The following is a 19765-nucleotide window of genomic DNA, read 5'->3' on the forward strand; positions in this document are numbered from 1 at the left end:
GGTGGCCAACGTCCATCTCTTCGGCATTCGCCACCACGGACCAGGCTCAGCACGCAGCCTGGTGCACGCGCTCGAGCGCGTGCAACCGGATGTGGTGCTGATCGAAGGGCCGCCGGACGCAAACGATCTTATCCCGCTGGCTGCGCATGCGCAGCTCGTCCCGCCCGTTGCGCTGCTGATCTATGTGCCGAACGAGCCACGCCAGGCGGTGCTCTATCCTTTCGCACACTACTCGCCCGAGTGGCAGGCGATCCAGTTTGCCCTGGCACGCAAGCTTTCGGTGCGATTCATCGATCTGCCTCAGTCAGCTCGCCTGCGCGATTCATCTTCCGAAGAGATATCGAGTGAGGATGAAGCCGACGAGACGACACAAGACCCGCTCGCGCCGATGGCCATCGCCGCCGGATACAGCGATACGGAGCGCTGGTGGGATCATCTGGTCGAATCGCGGGCGGGCCATGATGTGGATGTTTTCAAAGCCATTCACGAAATGATGTCGGAGCTGCGCGGCGCACTCGAACGCCCCGTGCCGCTCGTTGAACAGCAGCGCGAAGCTCACATGCGAAAGTGCATTCGCGCTGCGAGCGCCGAAGGTTTTGCAAACATCGCTGTCGTGTGCGGCGCCTGGCACACCCCTGCTCTCGCCGATATGCCCAGCGCGAAGTCCGACGATGCGCTGCTGAAAGGCCTGCCCAAAGTAAAAACCGCGGCGGCCTGGACGCCGTGGTCGTACGAGCGGCTGTCCTATCGCTCCGGTTACGGTGCGGGTGTCGACTCGCCAGTGTGGTACGAGCTGTTATGGGACAAGCACACCGCACTCGGTGCGCGATGGATGACGCGTGCCGCGCGTTTGCTCCGGGATGAAGACATTCCCGTTTCGTCGGCCCATGTGATCGAAGCCTGTCGGCTCGCGGACGCGCTCGCTTCCGTGCGTGGTCGCCCGGTTCCGGGACTCGCGGAATACAACGATGCGGCTGTGTCGGTGCTGGGCTCGGGCGATGCGTTGGCGCTGCAGCTGATCCATCGTCGCTGGCACTTCGGCGATCGCCTGGGCATCGTTCCCGAAGAATTTCCAACGGCACCCGTTCAGCAGGATCTGGCCGCTCTCCAAAAGAAATTGCGGCTGCCGCCCAAAGCGGAAGAAAAAACCCTGGATCTCGATCTGCGCGAAGCCATCGATCGCGAGCGTAGTCAGCTGCTGCGGCGTCTGCGGCTGCTCGGAATCGAATGGGGCCGACAGCAAACTCACAGCGGCGGCCGTGGCACCTTTCATGAGTTGTGGCAGATCGGCTGGCGACCCGAGTTTGCCATCGCGCTGATCGAGGCGAGTCGTTACGGTCATACCGTCGAGCAAGCCGCGACGGGCTTGCTGGCCGAGCGTAGCGCCAACGCTGGCGCGTCTCTGGCATCGCTGATCGGACTCCTGGATGATGCCCTCTTCGCCGATTTGCCCACCGCGATCACGACGCTCGTTGCCGCGATCGAGAATCGAGCCGCCGTGGCGGTCGATGTACTGCAGCTTCTGGATGCGGTTCCGCCCCTGGCGAATGTTTGTCGCTACGGCAACGTGCGCGGTACGGATGTTTCTCTGGTCGCGGAGATCCTGAGCGGTCTCGTGCCGCGTATCACCGTTGGATGCCCAGCGGCGGCAAGTCACATCGACGACGATGCCGCGCAGAGTCTGTGGACCAAGCTCATCGAAACGAATCGTTCGTTGGAAATGCTGGGTAACGCCGACTTCATGGAAAGCTGGCGTGGGATGTTGCAACGGATCGCACAGAGCGACGCGGTGCATGCACTCATCGGCGGCTATGCGCACCGGATCCTCTACGACAGCGGCCTGCTCGATTTCGAAGCCCTGTCGCTCGCGTTCGCGCGCTCGCTCTCGCCCGGTAACGAGCCGGTCGTCGGCGCTCACTGGGTCGAAGGACTGCTGTCGGGCAGCGGCGCGGTGCTGGTTCATGACGATCGCCTGCGCGGCCTGATCGCCCAGTGGGTGCGCAATGCCCCGCCCGACAATTTCGTGCAAGTGTTGCCACTGCTGCGTCGGACGTTTGCACAGTTCCCAGCACCGGAGCGACGTCAGATCGGCGAGCGGCTGCGCGCCGGCCAACAGTTGCAAGCCACGGCCGCGAATGTCGAGTTCGACGAAGCAGCGGCGCGTGCGGTATTGCCCGTGTTGAAACGCATTTGGAATCTCAGCGAATGAGCTTGGACGACGAAGCAGCACGACGCTGGCGATTGATTCTCGGCGGCGATTCCGCGGACGGCATCGGCTGCTCGTTGAACCTGTCCGATGGCCGCATGGACCGGGCTCTGCAGGCGCTGTACGACTCCGATCGCAAAGGCGGGCTCGGCAGCTCGGCGCCGAATGTTTCTCGCTGGCTCGGCGACATCCGCGAGTACTTTCCCACGAGCGTCGTGCAAGTTCTGCAGCGGGACGCCATCGAGCGGTTGGATATGACTCGTCTGCTCATGGAGCCGGAAGTCCTCGAATCGCTCAAGCCCGATGTGCATCTGATCGCGGACCTGATCGCCATGTCCGGCATGATTCCCGCGAAGACGCGCGAGACGGCGCGGCAAGTCGTGCGCAAAGTCGTGAACGAGCTGCTGGCGAAGCTGTCCGAGCCGACGCGTCAATCGGTGCAGGGCGCGCTGAATCGTGCCGCTCGCAATCGCCGTCCGCGTCACAACGATATCGACTGGCCGAGAACGATTCGAGCGAATCTGAAAAACTATCAACCGGACTATCAAACCGTGATTCCGGAGGTGCGCTTCGGCTATGGCCGGCGGCGGCAGTCGATGCGCCACATCATCCTGTGTATCGATCAAAGCGGCTCGATGGCCGCCAGCGTCGTCTATTCCGCCATCTTCGGCGCCGTGCTGGCGACCTTGCCGTCGGTAATCACGTCGCTCGTGGTGTTCGACACCGCAGTGATCGATCTCACCGAAGAGCTCGAAGATCCGATCGATCTTTTGTTCTCGGTGCGACTCGGTGGCGGCACCGACATCAATGGCGCTGTGGGTTACTGCCAGCAGCTGGTGCGCTCACCGCAGGACACCGTATTTGTATTGATCAGCGATTTGTACGAAGGCGGCGTCGAAACCGAATTCATGAGACGCGCCACGAACATGGTCGCGTCCGGCATGCAGTTCGTGACTTTGCTGGCACTGAGCGACGAAGGCGCCCCTGCTTATAACGCCGATCTCGCCGGCAGACTCGCGACGCTCGGCGTCCCCGCCTTCGCATGCACGCCGGATAAATTTCCGGCGCTGATGGCGGCGGCCATCGAGCGACGAGATCTTAGGGAGTTCGTGGAGATGAGGAAGTAGCGAGGGTTAGCTGCGGAACTTCGTATCCCAATCCAGCAGCTGCTGATAGTTCACACCCACGCCGCCGCAAACCACTACGACCACGCGCTTCGCACGCGACAGCACCGATGACTTTTCGGTCAAGGCCGCTACCGAGGCGCCACAGGCCGGTTCCGTCAGAAGGCGGTGCTCTTCCAACAACGTGAGACACCCGGACACTGCCTGCGCGTCCGATACGACCACGCTTTCGATCTGCAACTGACGCGCAAACTCGACCGATCTGTCGCACACCGCACGCGCGCCCAGCGAGCTTGCGATGGATTCGATGGCCGGCAGCAGCACCGGCTTACCCGCCGCCAGTGCTTGTGAATACGAATCCGCGCCTCGCGTTTCTGCGGCAACGACAGCGACATCGTTCCAGCCATTACGCGTCAGTCCCTCGCACACTCCACACAGCAAACCGCCGCCGCCCACTGAGAGCACGATGGCATCCGGCTTGTCGGCCTGCCGGGCCAGCTCATCGACCAGCGTTGCATGGCCAGCCCAGAGCAAGGGATCGTCGAAGGGATGGATGAATGCGCTGTCGGCATCGACCAGCGTGAGCGCCATCGCGTTCGCCTCGTGCCACGAGTCGCCATGAACGATCACCTCCGCCCTCTCCATCTCGATCAGGCGCTTGGCTCGCGGCGTCGTCGTCTTGGGCACCACGACCGTCACCGGCACCCCGAGCCTCCGCCCTGAGAACGCCACGGCGAGCCCGGCATTGCCCCCCGACGAACTGATGAGGCGCTTGGCACCGCGCTTCTTGTATTCCACACAAGCGTGACCTACGCCGCGTGCCTTGAACGATCCCGTCGGTTGGACGGCCTCGAGCTTCAGAAAAGTTTGAATGCCGGCCTTCGCGCTCAGGGGCAAGGATTCGATCAGTGGGGTCTCGAGGTGCATCGACGCTCTATATACGAGCGCCGCGGATACTGCAACGAACGTCAATTGAGCCCGTCGTTATCCGACCCACTGGGAGCGCAGCACCTTCGCGGAGAACATCTTCAACTCGTCATCTGTGAGCCCGCAGACCTGCAGGAGCTCCGCCGGCGCTTTCCTGATGCGCCCGCAATCGGCTCGAAAGTCCGTCAAGCGTGCATTGACATCGTCGATCCCAAGCTCCTGAGCTATCGCCAATAGCCATACATCGGCATCGATCACTATCGGGTTGTCCGTCGCCAAGTAGCGTTGGCGTGCCACTTCCATGTGCATTTGTGCGCGGATCAGATTGGCTCGCTTGAGCTCGATGATGCTGGACCAGAAATGCGCCTCCGGATTGTCGCGCGCGAGGCGAACATATTCACGGCTATGAGCACTGGCGGCCGCCAGGTCATTCATCTGCAACAGCAGCAGGATGAAATTCCCGCGACCGATCGCGTTGTCCGGCTTGAGCCTGAGCGAATATTCGTAGAGGTGCCTGGCTGCCTCCAGATTACCCGCTTTACGCTCGAGGACACCGAGATTATCCAGCGCCTGATAGTACGCGGGACATGCTGCCAGCAGCCTGTTGAGCTCCGACCGCTCACGATCGAACTCACCTCGTGAGGAAAAGTTGTTCGCCGACGACATGAGACGATCGATTTCCGCCTGACCCCGCTCGTTGAATGCGTAGTGCAGATCCAATACGTGAACCGACTCATGAATAAATGTGAAGAGGAGGAAATCATGCGGTTCTGAATCGAAATCCCGCATGCGCTCCTCCATGGCTTCGGGGAAACCCGCCATCCTGCGCGCGAAATCCTTGGCAGAGCGCTTTAGTATCGACCCATCCACCAGGAATATCTGGTGACAAGCGTATGCCGCCCCGCCCGCCAATAGAACGGATTCCGAATAACTGCGCCACGCGATGGGCAGCAACCAGGATTTCGACACCGCCTCCGCATCGACCAGGAACGCCTGCGGCGGCGGCTGTCGAGAGTCGACTTCACGATTCAGCAGGATCTGCCGCTCCTGCGCATATTTTCGCAATCGCTCAGGCGGCTCGATCAGCAGATTCAGGCGCACGATCGTCTTCACAAACGGGTGCAATTGAAAGGGCTGAGTGTAGTATCGCCACAGCGCACTGACTGCAATCAGGGCGATCACGCCCAGCAGAATGGCAACGAACGCCGCCTTAGGTCTCATGACGGACCGCCGCCACCTCATTCTTCGAGTCGCGCTTGCCGATGACGACCTGCCAGAAAAATCCATTCTGGAACGCCATCAACGTGCCGATCATCGCGTCCGGATGTTCCGCGGCAATCGCGTAGCTGAACAATAATACAATGGGACTCACCACCAGCGGGGCCAGATTCCTCGAGCTCAGCTTGGTAATGCGCCCTTCGGAATATTCCCAAACGATGCTGGCAAGTATTCCGAACACCGTCGCCAGCGACAGTATCGTCGGCGCAAACAACGCAGCCACATTTGGCCCCATTACCTGCTCAACCAATACAGGCGCCTTGAAATGAGACCCTTCCTCTACCAAGGCCGTGTCCGTTGCCACAGGATCGCTCAAGAATGCTGCGAACACGGTGAAGCTGACGATCACCCCGAGCAACAGCACGCACGACAGCACTGCCTTACTGGACATCGCGACACTCCGATTGGCGCTAGCCTTCGATCTACTTGTTCTGCATGCCATCCAACTTCGGTAGACAGGATTCGAGGAGGACTTCAGCCCCGTTAGATGGCCATATATACCGAGCTCCCGCCCTACACAACGAGAATTTGCCGCCGGTCAGGGGTCGGCATCCGCCCTCCCCCCTTACGACGGTCCCTCGTCGCGATGCCGGCTCACGCGTGCGGGCGAATTTCCTTTTCAGCGAGTGTGCTCATCAACGCGTCCTCAGATCCAAACAGCGAGTACGAGTTGAGGTTAAAGTCATTCAATAGTTGCATTACTTTCGCACGCTCGATGCGTGGAACGGTGAACTTCCAGAGCTGATCTTGAGCGTGCTCGACCTTAAAGAAGTCTATCTTGTCAAAAACAGCGTCATGCCTTGCGTAGTGAAAATTGTATAGCTCGCCGCTGCGCGCATCTTCTTCGAGCCCGCCTTTTCTGTACTCCAGACACACCGTGTATTCACACTGTTGACGAAAATGCCGTGCATGCGTCCTCACATACTCAGGAAGTTGGCGTATTTGAGGGCGGCCACTGCTGTGCGACTTCATGTTGCCGGCGCGCTCCTGATATACAAATATCGCAACTCGGTCGCTGCTGCCGGTTAACGGCTGAAACGCAAAGAATGCGGCTACATACGGCGACCTCGACCAGTCCAGCAGCGGCGATGGGAATCCATGGTGTCTCAGGTACGCCATGAAGTCATATCCCTTCCACTCAGTCAGACCGGAGACAGCGTCATAACTCGTGACCCATCGACGGAATGTCTCAGGTGTGGGCAAGACCCAGCGGTGACCGGTGTGGGCCTCGATCGCAGGCCGCACTCGAAGAAGAACGCGATAGTAGTGCTCCAAGGAACATCCAGGATAACCGGCACGCTCCAGAGTGGTATCGAGCCCCCAGCCATCGTTGGATTGCCCGCGAAAGAGAAAATTAGATCCTGCGAACTCGGCGCGAAGCGCCTTCAACTTTTGATCAAACGCTGCCCAACGGTCGAGGTGTTCTGTTTGCATACGGCCGCTGCTCTATGTCGTTCTGAGGTCGTTGTGAGCGAGTCGACATTAGGCCGGGTGTAGCGCAGCATGCAACTTCCACCCGCACCTTTACGGCGCGGACATCTACCATCAGCAGACGGGCGGCCACTGGGCAAAGTCGTAGGGTGGGTGTCAGCGATCATCGGTGGTCAGTGACACCTCGACCCGCCGCTCTCGGCGCATGCGACATGCAAAGCATCGAGGGCGCGGAAAGCTAGAGCTTCCAGCTCGCGGCCACGCTGCCAGCAGTCGACTCGGTGCCTCTACTATGCTCCGTCATTCACTCGCGGATACCAATTCCACGAGCCATGATTTTCATCGCTGCAAACATCAGAACAACGCCAAGGGCGAGGATGATCGCAAGCGCCGTGCCTGCGGGACCGTCAGACACGCCGAGAAAGCCGTAGCGAAACGCATCCACCATATAAAACATCGGATTTGCCACGGAGAGGGCTTGCGCCCAGTCGGGCATCGTCGAGATGGAAACAAAGACTCCGCCCAGATACGTGAGAGGCGTGAGGACCGAGCCCTGGATCAGGTTCACCTGCTCGAAGGTCTTTGCAAACAGCGCGGTGATGAACCCACCAGCCGAAGCAACGAGGGCTGCCAACGAAAGGACCGATACGCTGACGAAGACCGAATGAATGCTCAGCTGTGTAAAGAGAAGAGTCGCGATGGTCGCGACCAACCCCACCAGTAGTCCTCGAACCATTCCGCCAGCGACATAGCCCATCATGACGACCCAGTTCGGCAGTGGCGTCACCAATATTTCTTCGATGAACCGGAAGGATCGCGCTCCCAGGAGCCCTGCCGCTGTGTGAGCGAATGAATAAGGAATCACCCACAACAAGATCAGGCCGGGTGACAGGTAATGGATATAGTCGACGCCGTGCCAGCCGTCGATTTGCTGTCCTACGACTCCACCGAAGATCGTGACATAGAGAGCCGTCATGACCGCAGGCGGAGCCAGCGTGACGATCCAGAAGCGGACGATCACTCCGCACTCGCGGCGGACCAGTGTCTTGAATCCGATCCAGCGCATTAGATTCACAACGCCGATCCGCCTCTGACGGCATTCGAGGATAACGTCGTCCTGGCGTGTGGACCAACACGCCGCGATCGGAGACGCGCGCCTTGAAAAACCCGCCGTCGGCTCCATTTACAACGTCAGCTGAGAGCTTTCACGCTGATTTCTCTGGGATTTCGATCCTGATTATTTAGCTTGTAATGTTCGTTGCGAGGCGCTTACAATGCGCGCCCTCCTGTTGCGGGGTGGAGCAGTCTGGCAGCTCGTCGGGCTCATAACCCGAAGGTCGCAGGTTCAAATCCTGCCCCCGCTACCAACCTCGTTGGCATTCTCGCCAACGAGTGGTTACCTGAATTGGCCGCCGCTCTCTCAGCCCGATCCGGGCCGCTGCGGCGTACCTGCACGCTTCCAAAGACGTTGGCACCGGCGCCCCTCAGGGGAGCATCGGTCTATGGTCGTTCCAGAAGAGGCTGAAGGATTCGCGCCGCTGCGGTTCGAGATAGAACCGGCAGCGGCGAATTTCGAGAGGCGGCTCGCGCCTTACGGCAGTACGCGAGCGCAAAGATCCAGCAAGACCGACGGGAAAATGCCGAGGGCCAGCACGGCGACGCCGTTGGCGCTCAAGACGGCGCGCAGGGTGCCGCCGGCTTCGATGGTGTAGGCATCGGATGGCTCGTCGAAGTACATGAGCTTGATAATGCGCAGGTAGTAGAACGCGGCCACCACTGACAGCAGCACGGACACCGCGGCCAGCCAGCTCAGGCCCACATTCACCACCGCGCCGAGGACGGCGAGCTTCGCCCAGAAGCCGACGAACGGCGGCACGCCGGCGGTGCTGAACATCAGCATCATCATGACCGCGGCGAACCACGGGCTCTTGCGAGCCAGGCCTTTGAAGTCTTCGATCTGGTCGCCTTCGAAGCCTTCGCGCGACAGCAGCAGGATCATGCCGAACGAGCCGACCGACATGATCACGTAGGTCAGCGTGTAGAACATCGAGGCGCGATAGCCGTCGGTCGTGCCGGCGAGAATGCCGAGCAGGATGAAGCCGACGTGCGAGATGGTCGAGTACGCCAGCATGCGCTTCAGATTGGTCTGCGCGATCGCGACCACGTTGCCGATGATCATCGACGCCACGGAGATCGCGATGAGCATGTGCTGCCAGCTCGCGACCATCGCATCGAGACCTTCGGCGAGCACGCGGATCGCGAGCACGAACGAAGCGATCTTCGGGGCCGAGCCGATGAACAGCGTCACCGGCGTCGGGGCGCCGTGATAAACGTCGGGCACCCACATGTGGAACGGCACGGCACCGAACTTGAACGAGATGCCGACGATCACGAAGGCCAGGCCGAAGATCAGGCCGAGGTTGCCCGCCCCTACTTCGCGCACCGCCACGGCCAGCTCATCGAGCTGCAGCGTGCCGGCGACGCCGTAGAGAATCGAGAAGCCATACAACAAGCAGCCGGATGCGATCGCGCCGAGCACGAAGTACTTCATCGCCGACTCGGCCGCGATGCCCGAGTCGCGATCGAACGCCACCAGCGCGTACAGCGACAACGCCAACAGCTCGACGCCCAGGTATACCGTCAGCAAGCTGCCGGCGGAAACCATCACCATCACGCCAAGCAGCGCGACCAGCGTCAGGATGAAGAACTCGCCGCGGAACAGGCCATGCCGCTGCAGGTATTCACGCGAATACAACAACGACACAGCGACCGTGCCATAGGTGAACAGCTTGAGCACGTCGCCCATCGGATCGGCGATGAACATGCCGTCGAACGCGACCACGCGGCTGTCGACCGAATAGCTGAAGGTGACGAACGCGCACCCGACCAGCGTCAGCATCGTGAGCCCGTAGGTGAGCCAGCGCTTGCTGTCGTCCAGGAACACATCGATCAGCAGGATCGCGCAGATCGCCGACAGCAGGAAGATTTCCGCCGCCGCGGCCTGCATACCAAAGTTTGTTACTACTGCTTCCATCACTGATGGCTCGATAAGTTCAGAGCTTGGAGACCGTGATCTGCTGCACCAGGTTTTCCACCGTGGGGCGCATCACGTCCAACAGCGGCGCGGGCCACAGGCCCAGGCCAAGTACGGCAAGTGCCAGCACGCCGAGCACGAGCAGTTCGCGACCGTTCACATCGGTCAGCTCGGCGACGTGATGATTGGCCACCGGACCGAACACCACGCGCTTCACCAGCCACAACGTGTAGGCGGCACCGAGAATCAGGGTCAGGCCGGCCAGGAACGCGTACCAGAAGTCGGCGCGGAAGCTGGCGAGAATGACCAGGAACTCGCCGACGAAACCAGAGGTCGCGGGCAAGCCGGAGTTCGCCATGCCGAACAGCACCATGAACGCCGCGAAGATCGGCATCGTGTTCACAACGCCGCCGTACGCGCTGATCTCGCGACTATGCACGCGGTCGTACAGCACGCCGACGCAGAAGAACATCGCGCCCGAGATCAGACCGTGCGAAATCATCTGCACCATCGCACCGTCGATACCCATCGCGGCACCGGTCGTGTCGCCGCTATTCACGCGCATCAACTCGAACGTAAGGAACGAGCCGAGCGTGACGAAGCCCATGTGCGCGATCGACGAGTACGCGATCAGCTTCTTCATGTCGTTCTGCACGAGCGCGACGAAGCCGATGTAGACCACACCGATCAGCGACAGCGAAATCACCAGCCAGTCGAGCGTGTCGCTCGCATCCGGCGTGATCGGCAGCGAGAAGCGCAGGAAACCGTAGCCGCCCATCTTCAGCATGATGGCCGCCAGGATCACTGAGCCGCCGGTGGGCGCTTCCACGTGCGCGTCCGGCAACCAGGTGTGCACCGGCCACATCGGCACCTTCACCGCAAACGCGGCGAGGAACGCGATGAAGATGAAGATCTGCTCGTTCAGGCCCAGCGGCAGGCGCTGGAACTCGGCGATCGCGTAGCTGCACTGACCGGCGTCGCAGGTCTGCAGATACATGTAGATCAGCGACACCAGCATCAGCACCGAGCCGAGGAACGTGTACAGGAAGAACTTGATCGTCGCGTACACCCGGCGCGGTCCGCCCCAGATGCCGATGATGATGAACATCGGGATCAGCATCGCTTCCCACAGCACGTAGAACAGCAACGCGTCGAGCGCCGAGAACACGCCGATCATCAAGCCTTCGAGGATCAGGAACGCCGCGTAGTACTGCGCCGGGCGCTTGTCGATCACGCTCCAGCCGGCAATCACCACCAGCGGCGTGATGAACGCCGTCAGCACGATCAGCGGCATCGCGAAGCCGTCCACGCCGAGGGCGTAGTACGAGTTGAAGAACGGGATCCAGGTGCGCTCCTCAACGAACTGCATCGCCGCGGTCGTGGTGTCGAAGTTCGTCCACAACAGGGTCGAGATGCCGAACGTGACAGCGGTGGTGATGAGCGCGATCCAGCGACCGAGCGCGATGCCCTTGTCGCCAAGCAGGATCATGGCCACGCCACCGGCGATGGGCAGCCACATCAAGACACTAAGAATGGGCCAGGTAATCGTCGACATATCGGGTTCTTACTTTGAATTACCGCAGCACATACCACGCCAGCAGCACGGACAATCCGATGATCATCGCGAACGCGTAGTGATACAGATAGCCGGACTGGATCCGGCGCATGACGCCCGACAACCAGCCGACCGCCCGCGCCGAGCCATTGACCGCCGCGCCGTCGATGATCGCCACGTCACCCACGCGCCACAGCGCGGTGCCGAGACCGACGCTGCCCTTCGCGAACACGGCCTGATAGATCTCGTCGAAGTAGAACTTCTTGGCGAACAACTGATACAGCGCCGCGAACTTGCCCGCGATCACGGCCGGCAGATCCGGACGCTTCACGTACAGGAACCACGCCAGCGCCCAGCCCGCGAACGCGAGGTACACCGGCGGCTGCTTCATCGCGTGCACGATGAACATCAGCGGACCGTGCCACTCTTCGCCGATGTGGCCGAGCACGTTGTGCTCTTCGCTCACGAACAACACGCCGTTGAAGTAATCGCCGAACAGCATCGGGCCGATCGTGAATGCGCCGATGAACAGCGACGGAATCGCCAGCAGGATCAGCGGCAACGTGACAACCCACGGCGACTCGTGCGGCTCGACCGGGCCGTGATGACCGTGATCGTCATGCTTCGCGTGATCGTCGTGACCATGCGCAGTGGCGTGTGCGCCGGCAGCCGCGTGGCCATGATCGTCATGCGTATCAGGCTCATGACCGGCATCCGCATCGCTCGTCAGGTGCGTGCTGTTGCTCTCACCATGAGACTCATGCGACACCTCGCGGAAGCGCTCCGGACCGTGGAACGTCATGAACACCAGACGGAAGCTGTAGAACGCGGTGATGAAGACACCGAGGAACACACACCAGTACGCGTAGGTCGCGCCCGGAATGTGAGAAGCGTGCACCGCTTCGATCAGCGCGTCCTTCGAGAAGAAGCCCGACGTGCCCGGGAAGCCAATCAACGCGAGCGTGCCGATCGCCGACGTCCAATACGTGATGGGCATGTACTTCTTCAGGCCGCCCATCTTCCGCATGTCCTGCTCGTGATGCATGCCGATGATCACCGAGCCCGCGGCCAAGAACAGCAGCGCCTTGAAGAACGCGTGCGTCATCAGATGGAACAGCGCGCCAGCGTAAGCGGACACACCGAGCGCCACCGTCATGTAGCCGAGCTGCGAGAGCGTCGAGTACGCGACCACGCGCTTGATGTCGTTGTTCACCAAACCGAGCAGGCCCATGAAGAACGCCGTCGTCGCACCGATGACCAGCACGAAGGACAACGCCATTTCAGACAGCTCGAACAGCGGCGACATACGCGCCACCATGAAGATGCCCGCGGTCACCATGGTGGCCGCGTGGATCAGCGCCGAGATCGGGGTCGGGCCTTCCATCGAGTCCGGCAGCCACACGTGCAGCGGCACCTGCGCCGACTTACCCATCGCGCCGACGAACAGGCAGATACAAACGACCGTGATCGCCTGCCATTCCACGCCCGGGAAAATGGTCATCGTGTTGGCGACGATGGCGTCGCGCGCGTTGAACACGGTCGCGTAGTCGAGCGAGCCGGTGTAGTACGCGACGCCGGCGATGCCGAGCACGAAGCCGAAGTCGCCGACGCGGTTGACCAGGAACGCCTTCAGGTTCGCAAAGATCGCCGAGGGGCGCGTGTACCAGAAGCCGATCAGCAGGTACGACACCACACCCACCGCTTCCCAGCCGAAGAACAGCTGCATGAAGTTGTTGGACATGACCAACATCAACATCGAGAAGGTAAACAGCGAGATGTAGGCGAAGAACCGCTGATAACCGGGGTCGTCCTTCATATAGCCGATGGTGTAGACGTGCACGCACAGCGACACGAAGGTCACCACGGTCATCATCATGGCGCTGAGGTTGTCGATCAAAAAGCCGACTTCCATGCGAATGCCGTCGCTCACCAGCCAGGTGTAGACGGTCTGATTGACGATGGGCGCGCCGTCGACGAGCAACAGCTTCAGCACGTATGCCGACAGGCCGAACGCGATGGCGACGCCGGCGATGGTGACGGTATGAGCACCGGCGCGGCCGATGACCTTGCCGGCGATGCCAGCGAGGATGGCCGCCAGCAGCGGTGCGAGAACGATGGTCAGGAGTACGGATTGCGAGATCATTTCTTGTTAATCCGGCGACTAGCCTTTCATCGTGTCGAGCTGTTCGACGTTGATGCTCTTACGCTCACGGAACAGCACCACCAGGATGGCGAGACCGATGGCCGACTCGGCGGCCGCGACCGTAAGGATGAAGAACACGAACACCTGCCCGCCGAGGTCGCCGAGCTGGCGCGCGAACGCGATGAAGTTGAAGTTCACCGCCAGCAGCATCAGCTCGATGCACATCAGCAGCAGAATCACGTTCTTCCGGTTCAGGAAGATGCCGGCGACGCTGAGCGCGAACAGAATGCCCGCCAGCATCAACACGAAGTTGAGGGAAATCATGACTGCTTCTCCCCTGCCTCGATCACCGGAGGCATCTTCACGATGCGGATGCGGTCCTGAGCACGCACCGACACCTGCGCACCGACGTCCTGCTGCTTGAGGCCGGCGCGCTTACGCATGGTCAGCACGATCGCGGCCACGATGGCGAGCAACAGAATCACTGCCGCGAGCTCGAACGGATACAGATATTTGCTGTAGAGCAGCTCACCGAGCGCGCCGGTGTTGCTGTAACCCTCTTGCGCGGCGACCGCCGTCACCGGCGTCACTTCCTGACCGAGGCTCTTCACGTACACGACGCTGCCGATTTCGGCGACGACGATCAGCGCGATCAGAATGCCCAGCGGTGCGTAGCGCGTGAAGCCCTCCTTCACTTGCGCGACGTTGATGTCGAGCATCATCACCACGAACAGGAACAACACCATCACGGCGCCGACGTACACGAGCACCAGCACGATGGCGAGGAACTCCGCTTCCAGCAGCATCCACAACACGGCGCTGTTGAAAAACGAGAACACGAGGAACAACGCCGCGTGCACCGGATTGCGCGAGGAAATGACGCCGACGGCTGACACCAGCAGCACGCCGGAGAACGCGTAGAAAAGAATTTCAGTGATGGACATGACTAGCGGTATCTCGCATCGGCAGCTTTGTCGGCCGCGATCATGGCTTCGTAGCGATCGCCGATGGCCAGCAGCTTGTCCTTGGTCATGATGTTCTCGCCGACATTCTCCATGTGGTACTCATGGATACGGGTCTCGACGATGGCATCGACCGGACAGGCTTCCTCGCAGAAGCCGCAGAAGATGCACTTGAACAGATCGATGTCGTAACGCGTGGTGCGGCGGGTGCCGTCGGCCGCGACATCGGACTCGATGGTGATCGCCAGCGCCGGGCACACCGCTTCGCACAGCTTGCAGGCGATGCAGCGCTCCTGGCCGTTCGCATAACGACGCTGCGCATGCAGGCCGCGATAGCGAGGCGATTGCGGGGTCTTCTCTTCCGGGTACTGCACCGTGATGTTCGGGCGCGCGACGAACTGACGCATCGTCACGTACAGGCCGACCAGCAGCTCGGTCAGGAAGAACGTCTTGAAAAAACTAGCAGGCGTTTTCATGGCTATCTCTTGGCTCGCCTTACTTGGACCAGGGCCCGATGTCGTAGGCGAAGAACACGCCCAGCACCGCCAGCCACACCAGCGTGACCGGGATGAACACCTTCCAGCCCAGCCGCATGATCTGGTCGTAGCGATAACGCGGGAACGTCGCACGGAACCACAGGTAGCAGAACAGGAAGAACGAGAGCTTCAGGAACAACCAGTGGAAGCCCGGCGCGGTCAGGAAGGCCGGCAGCGGATAACCCTCGAATGGCGACAGCCAGCCGCCGAAGAAGAAGATCGAGGTCAGCGCCGAGATCAGGATCATGTTCACGTACTCGGCGACGAAGAACACGGCGAACGCCATGCCCGAGTACTCGACGTGGAAGCCGGCGACGATTTCCGATTCGCCTTCCACCACGTCGAACGGCGCGCGGTTGGTTTCAGCCACGCCCGAAATGAAATAGACGACGAACAGCGGAATCATCCACCAGAAGAAATAGCTGAAGTAACCGCCCTGCTGCTTCTCGATGATCTCGCCGAGATTCAGCGAGCCGGCGGCCATCACGACACCGACGAGCGCGAAGCCCATGGCGATTTCATAAGCGACCATCTGCGCGGCGGCGCGCATCGCGCCCAGGAACGCGTACTTCGAGTTGGTCGCCCAACCCGCGAGGATCACGCCGTACACACCGGCCGAGCTCAGCGCGAGCAGATACAACAAGCCTGCGTTGATGTCGGCGACCGCGAAGCCCGGCCACAAAGGAACGACGGCCCACGCAGCGAGCGCGGGAATTACGGCCAGCAGCGGCGCGATGATGAACAGGAACTTGTTCGAAGCCGAAGGAATGACGATTTCCTTCAGCATCAGCTTCAACACGTCCGCGAACGGCTGTAACAAACCGCCCGGCCCGACTCGATTCGGACCGATGCGGGCCTGGATCGAGCCGATGACGCGACGCTCGGCGAGCGTGAGAAACGCCATCGTGAGAATGACGCTGATGAACAGGATCAACGCGACCACGCCGTAGAACACCACGGCGCGAATCCATTCCGGCAGGAATGGCAGTAGCGTGTTTACAAACTCAGGAACACCGTTCACGCGTTCTGCCCTCGCACGGTTTCGCGACCTTCACGCGTGTTCTGCAATGCCGACGAGCGACGAACCATCGCATCGACCTGATAGATGGGAACGTCACGCACGACCGGAGCGCCCGCCGCCTTCGCCTGCAACGTGCGAGTCACTGGTTTCGCCGTGAACGCGCCACTTTCATCGAGGGCTTCGCGAATGTCCGCCGTGACCTGGTCTGCCGCGGTGTATTCGAAGCCCGGCAGGTTGAGCAGATTGCCCAGCACGCGCAGAACCTTCCAACCCGGCCGCGACTCACCCACCGGCGACGCCGCGCCCGGCACGCTCTGCCAGCGACCTTCGAGATTCACATACGTGCCAGCCGTTTCGGCGAACGTGCCGATCGGCAGCACGACATCGGCAAACTGAGCCGCCGTCGAATACGGCGACAATGCGACGACGAACTCCGCAGCTTCAAACGCCGCACTCGCCGCCTCAGCAGCGATATCGAGCTTCGGCTCGATGGCGCCAAACACGATGTACGCCTTGAGCTTGGCCGCCAGCATGTCGGCGACATTCAGGCCGGGCGCTGAAACGGCTTGGCCGCCGATCGAACGCCCCGGCAGGAAGCCAACGATGTGCGCGCCTACGGCATTGCCGCCTTCCGGCAGATAACCGAGCGTTGCGCCCGTGACTTCGGCCAGCGCGCTCGCGACCAGACGTAGATCGGCGAAGGCCGGATCGCGTTGAGCAATCGCACCGAGCAGGATCAAACGACGCTCGCCTTCGCTCAGCTGCTGAGCAATGGCTTTGTGCGTGTCGTTCGGTTGAGCTTGACCGACCAACGACGCAATCGATGCCGGCGCGGACTTGCCACTCGCGTTGATGGCCGCAGCGGCCACAGCAACCAGATGATCGAGCGAGCCGATGCCGTTCGATGGGAGATAACCCGCGACCGGGAACAGATAGTCGTAACGCTGCGCGTTGATGAAGGACACCTTCCCGCCCTTCAGCGCAGCCTTACGGATGCGATGCGCGAGCAGCGGCACTTCCTTGCGAATGTTCGACCCAACAACCAACACCGAGTTGGCTGTCTCAAGATCTTTAATCGCCACGCCGAGCGACGGGAACAACGGATCGCTCGCGTCGTCGCGGAAGTCACTGCGACGCAGACGATGATCGAGGTTCGCGCTGCCCAGGCCACGCGTGACGCGCGCGAGCAGATGCAGCTCTTCGAGCGTCGAGTTCGGCGAAGCAAGCGCGCCGATCTGTCCGCCGCCATGTTGTTTGGCAATGCGGCCCAGCTTCTCGGCGACTTTCTGCAGCGCCGTTTCCCAATCGGTTTCCTGGAGCACGCCGTTCTCGCGAATCGACGGCTTCAACAGACGATCTTCGCTGTAGATGCCCTGATAGCTGAAACGATCGCGGTCGGCGATCCAGGTCTCGTTCACGTCCTCGTTGGCACGCGGCACGATGCGCATCACGCGACCACGCAGCACGTGTGCATAGATGTTGGTGCCGACGGCGTCGTGCGGAGAGATCAGCGGATGCTGAGTCATTTCCCAGGCACGCGCGCGATAACGGTACGGCTTGTTGTTCAACGCGCCGACCGGGCACAGATCGATGATGTTGGCAGAGAGCTCGTGATCGACGCTCTTCTCGATGAACGTGCCGATCTCGGTCATTTCGCCGCGGCCGACGGTGCCCAGTTCCTGGAAGCCCTGCACGTCCTGCGTGAAGCGCACGCAGCGGGTGCAGTGAATGCAGCGGGTCATGTCGGTGGACACGAGCGGGCCGAGGTTCTTGTCTTTGACGACGCGCTTACGCTCGCTGTAGCGGGAGATGTCGCGGCCGAAGCCCATCGCCAGATCCTGCAACTCACATTCGCCGCCCTGATCGCAGATCGGGCAGTCGAGCGGATGATTGATCAGCAGGAACTCCATCACGGCGCGCTGCGCGGCGATGGCTTTCGGCGACTTGGTGAAAACCTTCATGCCTTCGGCGACCGGAGTCGCGCAGGCCGGCATCGGCTTCGGCGCCTTCTCCACTTCCACCAGGCACATGCGGCAGTTGGCGGCGATCGGCAGTTTCTCGTGATAACAGAAACGCGGGACGTACACGTCGTTCGCGTCCGTCACCTGGATCACCATCTGACCCTTGCGCGCCTTCATCGGCACGCCGTTGACTTCAATGTTGACCTCGTCACTCATGCTTCGGTCTCTCAGGCGGCCTGCTGGCGGCGGTCTTTGTCGACCATGCTGTGACCATGCTCGATCATGTATTCGAACTCGTGCCGGAAGTGCTTCATGAAGCTCTGCACCGGCCACGCGGCGGCATCGCCGAAGGCGCAAATGGTATGGCCTTCGATCTTGTTGGCGACGTCGACCAGCATGTCCAGATCCGACTTCTTGCCTTGGCCCGCCAGCATTCGCTTCAACAGGCGGTTCATCCAGCCGGTGCCTTCGCGGCACGGCGTGCACTGACCGCACGACTCGGCGTAATAGAAACGGGAGATGCGCTCGAGCGCCTTGACCATGCAGGTCGAGTCGTCCATCACGATCATCGAGCCGGTGCCGAGGCTCGAGCCGGCTTTGCGCACGCCGTCGTAATCCATCGTGGCCGCCATCATTGCCTCGGCGGGCACGACCGGAACGGACACACCGCCCGGGATCACGGCCTTCAACTTGTGACCGGTGCGAACACCGCCGCAAATCTCCAGCAGATCCTTGAACGGAATACCGAGCGGCAGCTCGATGTTCTGCGGCTTGTTCACGTGACCGGAGATCGAAAAGATCATGGTGCCGCCGGCATTCGGCACCCCCAGATCGGTGAACCACTTCGGGCCGTTGCGCAGGATGGTCGGCACCGACGCATAGCTCTGCGTGTTGTTGATCGTGGTCGGCTTCCCATACAAACCGAAGTTCGCCGGGAACGGCGGCTTGAAGCGCGGCCGGCCCTGCTTGCCTTCCAACGACTCGAGCAGCGCGGTTTCTTCGCCGCAGATATACGCGCCCGCGCCGACGAACGAATACAGATCGAAGTTCACGCCCGAGCCCAGCAGATTCTTGCCGAGCAGGCCCGCGGCATACGCTTCTTTCAAGGCTTCTTCGAAACGCGGTACCGGCTCATCGAGGAACTCGCCGCGGATGTAGTTGTAACCAACGGTGGCGCCCATCGCGTAACCGCCGATGGCCATGCCTTCGATCAACGCGTGCGGGTTGTAACGCAGGATGTCGCGGTCGTGGCAGGTGCCAGGCTCGCTCTCGTCCGAGTTACAGACGACGTATTTCTGCGGCGCCTTGCTCGGGAGCATGAAGCTCCACTTCATACCGGTGGGAAAGCCCGCGCCGCCGCGGCCACGCAGGCCGGACGCCTTCACCTGTTCGATGATGGATTCGGGCGTGGGCTTCTCGCGCAGGATCTTCTCCCACACTTCATAGCCGCCCGTCTTCCGATAGGTATCGATCGACGACGGCTTGTCCTTACCGAGCGTCGCGAAGCACACGAAGTTGCTCGCGTACTTGCCCAACAGCAGTTTGTTTGATTCGTCAGTCATGATTGGCGATGGCTAGGTGTATCGC

16 protein-coding genes and 1 tRNA gene are annotated in these 19765 nt (G+C 61.2%); 3 read left to right on the forward strand and 14 right to left on the reverse strand.

All coding sequences use genetic code 11. The features are described from left to right. The first annotated feature begins 1 nt into the window (after window position 1). Both ACFPN2_RS03840 and ACFPN2_RS03845 read left to right on the forward strand, forming a co-directional pair. Window positions 2-2209 (forward strand): DUF5682 family protein, encoded by a 2208-nt coding sequence (locus ACFPN2_RS03840; RefSeq protein ID WP_380595145.1) that lies wholly within the window; start codon window positions 2-4, stop codon window positions 2207-2209. Beyond that, a complete protein-coding gene (locus ACFPN2_RS03845; protein ID WP_380595147.1) occupies window positions 2206-3333 on the forward strand; it encodes a VWA domain-containing protein in 1128 nt (375 codons plus the stop codon). The genes ACFPN2_RS03840 and ACFPN2_RS03845 overlap by 4 nt, the downstream gene beginning before the upstream one ends. Before the next feature lie 6 nt (window positions 3334-3339). On the opposite strand, the gene ACFPN2_RS03850 is transcribed toward ACFPN2_RS03845, so the two are convergent. The 5 genes from ACFPN2_RS03850 to ACFPN2_RS03870 all read right to left on the reverse strand — a co-directional run bounded on the left by ACFPN2_RS03850 (window position 3340) and on the right by ACFPN2_RS03870 (window position 8032). Continuing rightward, complete coding sequence (locus tag ACFPN2_RS03850; protein WP_380595149.1) at window positions 3340-4257, reverse strand: pyridoxal-phosphate dependent enzyme; 918 nt, start codon at window positions 4255-4257, stop codon at window positions 3340-3342. A gap of 57 nt (window positions 4258-4314) precedes the next feature. Then, window positions 4315-5478 (reverse strand): tetratricopeptide repeat protein, encoded by a 1164-nt coding sequence (locus ACFPN2_RS03855; RefSeq protein ID WP_380595151.1) that lies wholly within the window; start codon window positions 5476-5478, stop codon window positions 4315-4317. Then, entirely contained in the window at window positions 5468-5926 is a 459-nt protein-coding gene (locus tag ACFPN2_RS03860) for a hypothetical protein (protein ID WP_380595153.1), read from the reverse strand. Before ACFPN2_RS03860 ends, ACFPN2_RS03855 begins: the two co-directional genes overlap by 11 nt. A 203-nt stretch (window positions 5927-6129) precedes the next feature. Continuing rightward, window positions 6130-6969 carry an FRG domain-containing protein gene (locus ACFPN2_RS03865; RefSeq protein ID WP_380595155.1) on the reverse strand — a complete coding sequence of 280 codons (840 nt, stop codon included), beginning with the start codon at window positions 6967-6969 and terminating at the stop codon, window positions 6130-6132. Window positions 6970-7270: 301 nt separating this feature from the next. Continuing rightward, a complete protein-coding gene (locus ACFPN2_RS03870; RefSeq protein WP_380595157.1) occupies window positions 7271-8032 on the reverse strand; it encodes an ABC transporter permease in 762 nt (253 codons plus the stop codon). A gap of 224 nt (window positions 8033-8256) precedes the next feature. Here ACFPN2_RS03870 and ACFPN2_RS03875 point away from each other — a divergent pair. Beyond that, a tRNA-Met gene (locus tag ACFPN2_RS03875) sits at window positions 8257-8333 on the forward strand. A 224-nt stretch (window positions 8334-8557) separates the two neighbouring features. On the opposite strand, the gene nuoN is transcribed toward ACFPN2_RS03875, so the two are convergent. The 9 genes from nuoN to nuoF are packed head-to-tail and all read right to left on the reverse strand — an operon-like array spanning window position 8558 to window position 19740. Continuing rightward, window positions 8558-10000 (reverse strand): NADH-quinone oxidoreductase subunit NuoN, encoded by a 1443-nt coding sequence (gene nuoN, locus ACFPN2_RS03880; RefSeq protein WP_380595159.1) that lies wholly within the window; start codon window positions 9998-10000, stop codon window positions 8558-8560. A 19-nt stretch (window positions 10001-10019) separates the two neighbouring features. Then, on the reverse strand, window positions 10020-11555 hold the full coding sequence (locus ACFPN2_RS03885; protein ID WP_380595161.1) for an NADH-quinone oxidoreductase subunit M: 1536 nt from the start codon (window positions 11553-11555) through the stop codon (window positions 10020-10022). Window positions 11556-11574: 19 nt separating this feature from the next. Then, window positions 11575-13698: an NADH-quinone oxidoreductase subunit L gene (gene nuoL, locus ACFPN2_RS03890; protein ID WP_380595163.1), complete on the reverse strand. Its 2124-nt coding sequence runs from the start codon at window positions 13696-13698 to the stop codon at window positions 11575-11577. A gap of 18 nt (window positions 13699-13716) precedes the next feature. Further along, window positions 13717-14022 carry an NADH-quinone oxidoreductase subunit NuoK gene (gene nuoK, locus ACFPN2_RS03895; RefSeq protein WP_129649173.1) on the reverse strand — a complete coding sequence of 102 codons (306 nt, stop codon included), beginning with the start codon at window positions 14020-14022 and terminating at the stop codon, window positions 13717-13719. Beyond that, window positions 14019-14642 (reverse strand): NADH-quinone oxidoreductase subunit J, encoded by a 624-nt coding sequence (locus ACFPN2_RS03900; protein WP_380595166.1) that lies wholly within the window; start codon window positions 14640-14642, stop codon window positions 14019-14021. The genes nuoK and ACFPN2_RS03900 overlap by 4 nt, the downstream gene beginning before the upstream one ends. A 2-nt stretch (window positions 14643-14644) precedes the next feature. Continuing rightward, a complete protein-coding gene (gene nuoI / locus ACFPN2_RS03905; protein WP_380595168.1) occupies window positions 14645-15136 on the reverse strand; it encodes an NADH-quinone oxidoreductase subunit NuoI in 492 nt (163 codons plus the stop codon). Between the two features lie 19 nt (window positions 15137-15155). Beyond that, the gene (gene nuoH / locus ACFPN2_RS03910) at window positions 15156-16175 is read right to left on the reverse strand and encodes an NADH-quinone oxidoreductase subunit NuoH (RefSeq protein ID WP_380595307.1); all 1020 of its coding nucleotides are present in this window, start codon (window positions 16173-16175) and stop codon (window positions 15156-15158) included. A gap of 38 nt (window positions 16176-16213) precedes the next feature. Further along, window positions 16214-18394 carry an NADH-quinone oxidoreductase subunit NuoG gene (nuoG, locus tag ACFPN2_RS03915; protein WP_380595170.1) on the reverse strand — a complete coding sequence of 727 codons (2181 nt, stop codon included), beginning with the start codon at window positions 18392-18394 and terminating at the stop codon, window positions 16214-16216. An 11-nt stretch (window positions 18395-18405) separates the two neighbouring features. Then, window positions 18406-19740 carry an NADH-quinone oxidoreductase subunit NuoF gene (gene nuoF / locus ACFPN2_RS03920; protein WP_380595172.1) on the reverse strand — a complete coding sequence of 445 codons (1335 nt, stop codon included), beginning with the start codon at window positions 19738-19740 and terminating at the stop codon, window positions 18406-18408. Between the last annotated feature and the right edge of the window lie 25 nt (window positions 19741-19765).

The organism is Steroidobacter flavus, assembly GCF_042651805.1.
Classification (GTDB): domain Bacteria; phylum Pseudomonadota; class Gammaproteobacteria; order Steroidobacterales; family Steroidobacteraceae; genus Steroidobacter; species Steroidobacter flavus.

What these genes read in the sequence shown, in the direction of transcription:
- nuoG (WP_380595170.1), bottom strand. Translation starts at nt 18,394, where the DNA reads ATGAGTGACGAGGTCAACATTGAAGTCAACGGCGTGCCGATGAAGGCG.
- ACFPN2_RS03865 (WP_380595155.1), bottom strand. Translation starts at nt 6,969, where the DNA reads ATGCAAACAGAACACCTCGACCGTTGGGCAGCGTTTGATCAAAAGTTG.
- ACFPN2_RS03850 (WP_380595149.1), bottom strand. Translation starts at nt 4,257, where the DNA reads ATGCACCTCGAGACCCCACTGATCGAATCCTTGCCCCTGAGCGCGAAG.
- ACFPN2_RS03855 (WP_380595151.1), bottom strand. Translation starts at nt 5,478, where the DNA reads ATGAGACCTAAGGCGGCGTTCGTTGCCATTCTGCTGGGCGTGATCGCC.
- nuoN (WP_380595159.1), bottom strand. Translation starts at nt 10,000, where the DNA reads ATGGAAGCAGTAGTAACAAACTTTGGTATGCAGGCCGCGGCGGCGGAA.
- ACFPN2_RS03870 (WP_380595157.1), bottom strand. Translation starts at nt 8,032, where the DNA reads ATGCGCTGGATCGGATTCAAGACACTGGTCCGCCGCGAGTGCGGAGTG.
- nuoI (WP_380595168.1), bottom strand. Translation starts at nt 15,136, where the DNA reads ATGAAAACGCCTGCTAGTTTTTTCAAGACGTTCTTCCTGACCGAGCTG.
- ACFPN2_RS03885 (WP_380595161.1), bottom strand. Translation starts at nt 11,555, where the DNA reads ATGTCGACGATTACCTGGCCCATTCTTAGTGTCTTGATGTGGCTGCCC.
- nuoK (WP_129649173.1), bottom strand. Translation starts at nt 14,022, where the DNA reads ATGATTTCCCTCAACTTCGTGTTGATGCTGGCGGGCATTCTGTTCGCG.
- nuoL (WP_380595163.1), bottom strand. Translation starts at nt 13,698, where the DNA reads ATGATCTCGCAATCCGTACTCCTGACCATCGTTCTCGCACCGCTGCTG.
- ACFPN2_RS03900 (WP_380595166.1), bottom strand. Translation starts at nt 14,642, where the DNA reads ATGTCCATCACTGAAATTCTTTTCTACGCGTTCTCCGGCGTGCTGCTG.
- nuoF (WP_380595172.1), bottom strand. Translation starts at nt 19,740, where the DNA reads ATGACTGACGAATCAAACAAACTGCTGTTGGGCAAGTACGCGAGCAAC.
- ACFPN2_RS03860 (WP_380595153.1), bottom strand. Translation starts at nt 5,926, where the DNA reads ATGTCCAGTAAGGCAGTGCTGTCGTGCGTGCTGTTGCTCGGGGTGATC.
- ACFPN2_RS03845 (WP_380595147.1), top strand. Translation starts at nt 2,206, where the DNA reads ATGAGCTTGGACGACGAAGCAGCACGACGCTGGCGATTGATTCTCGGC.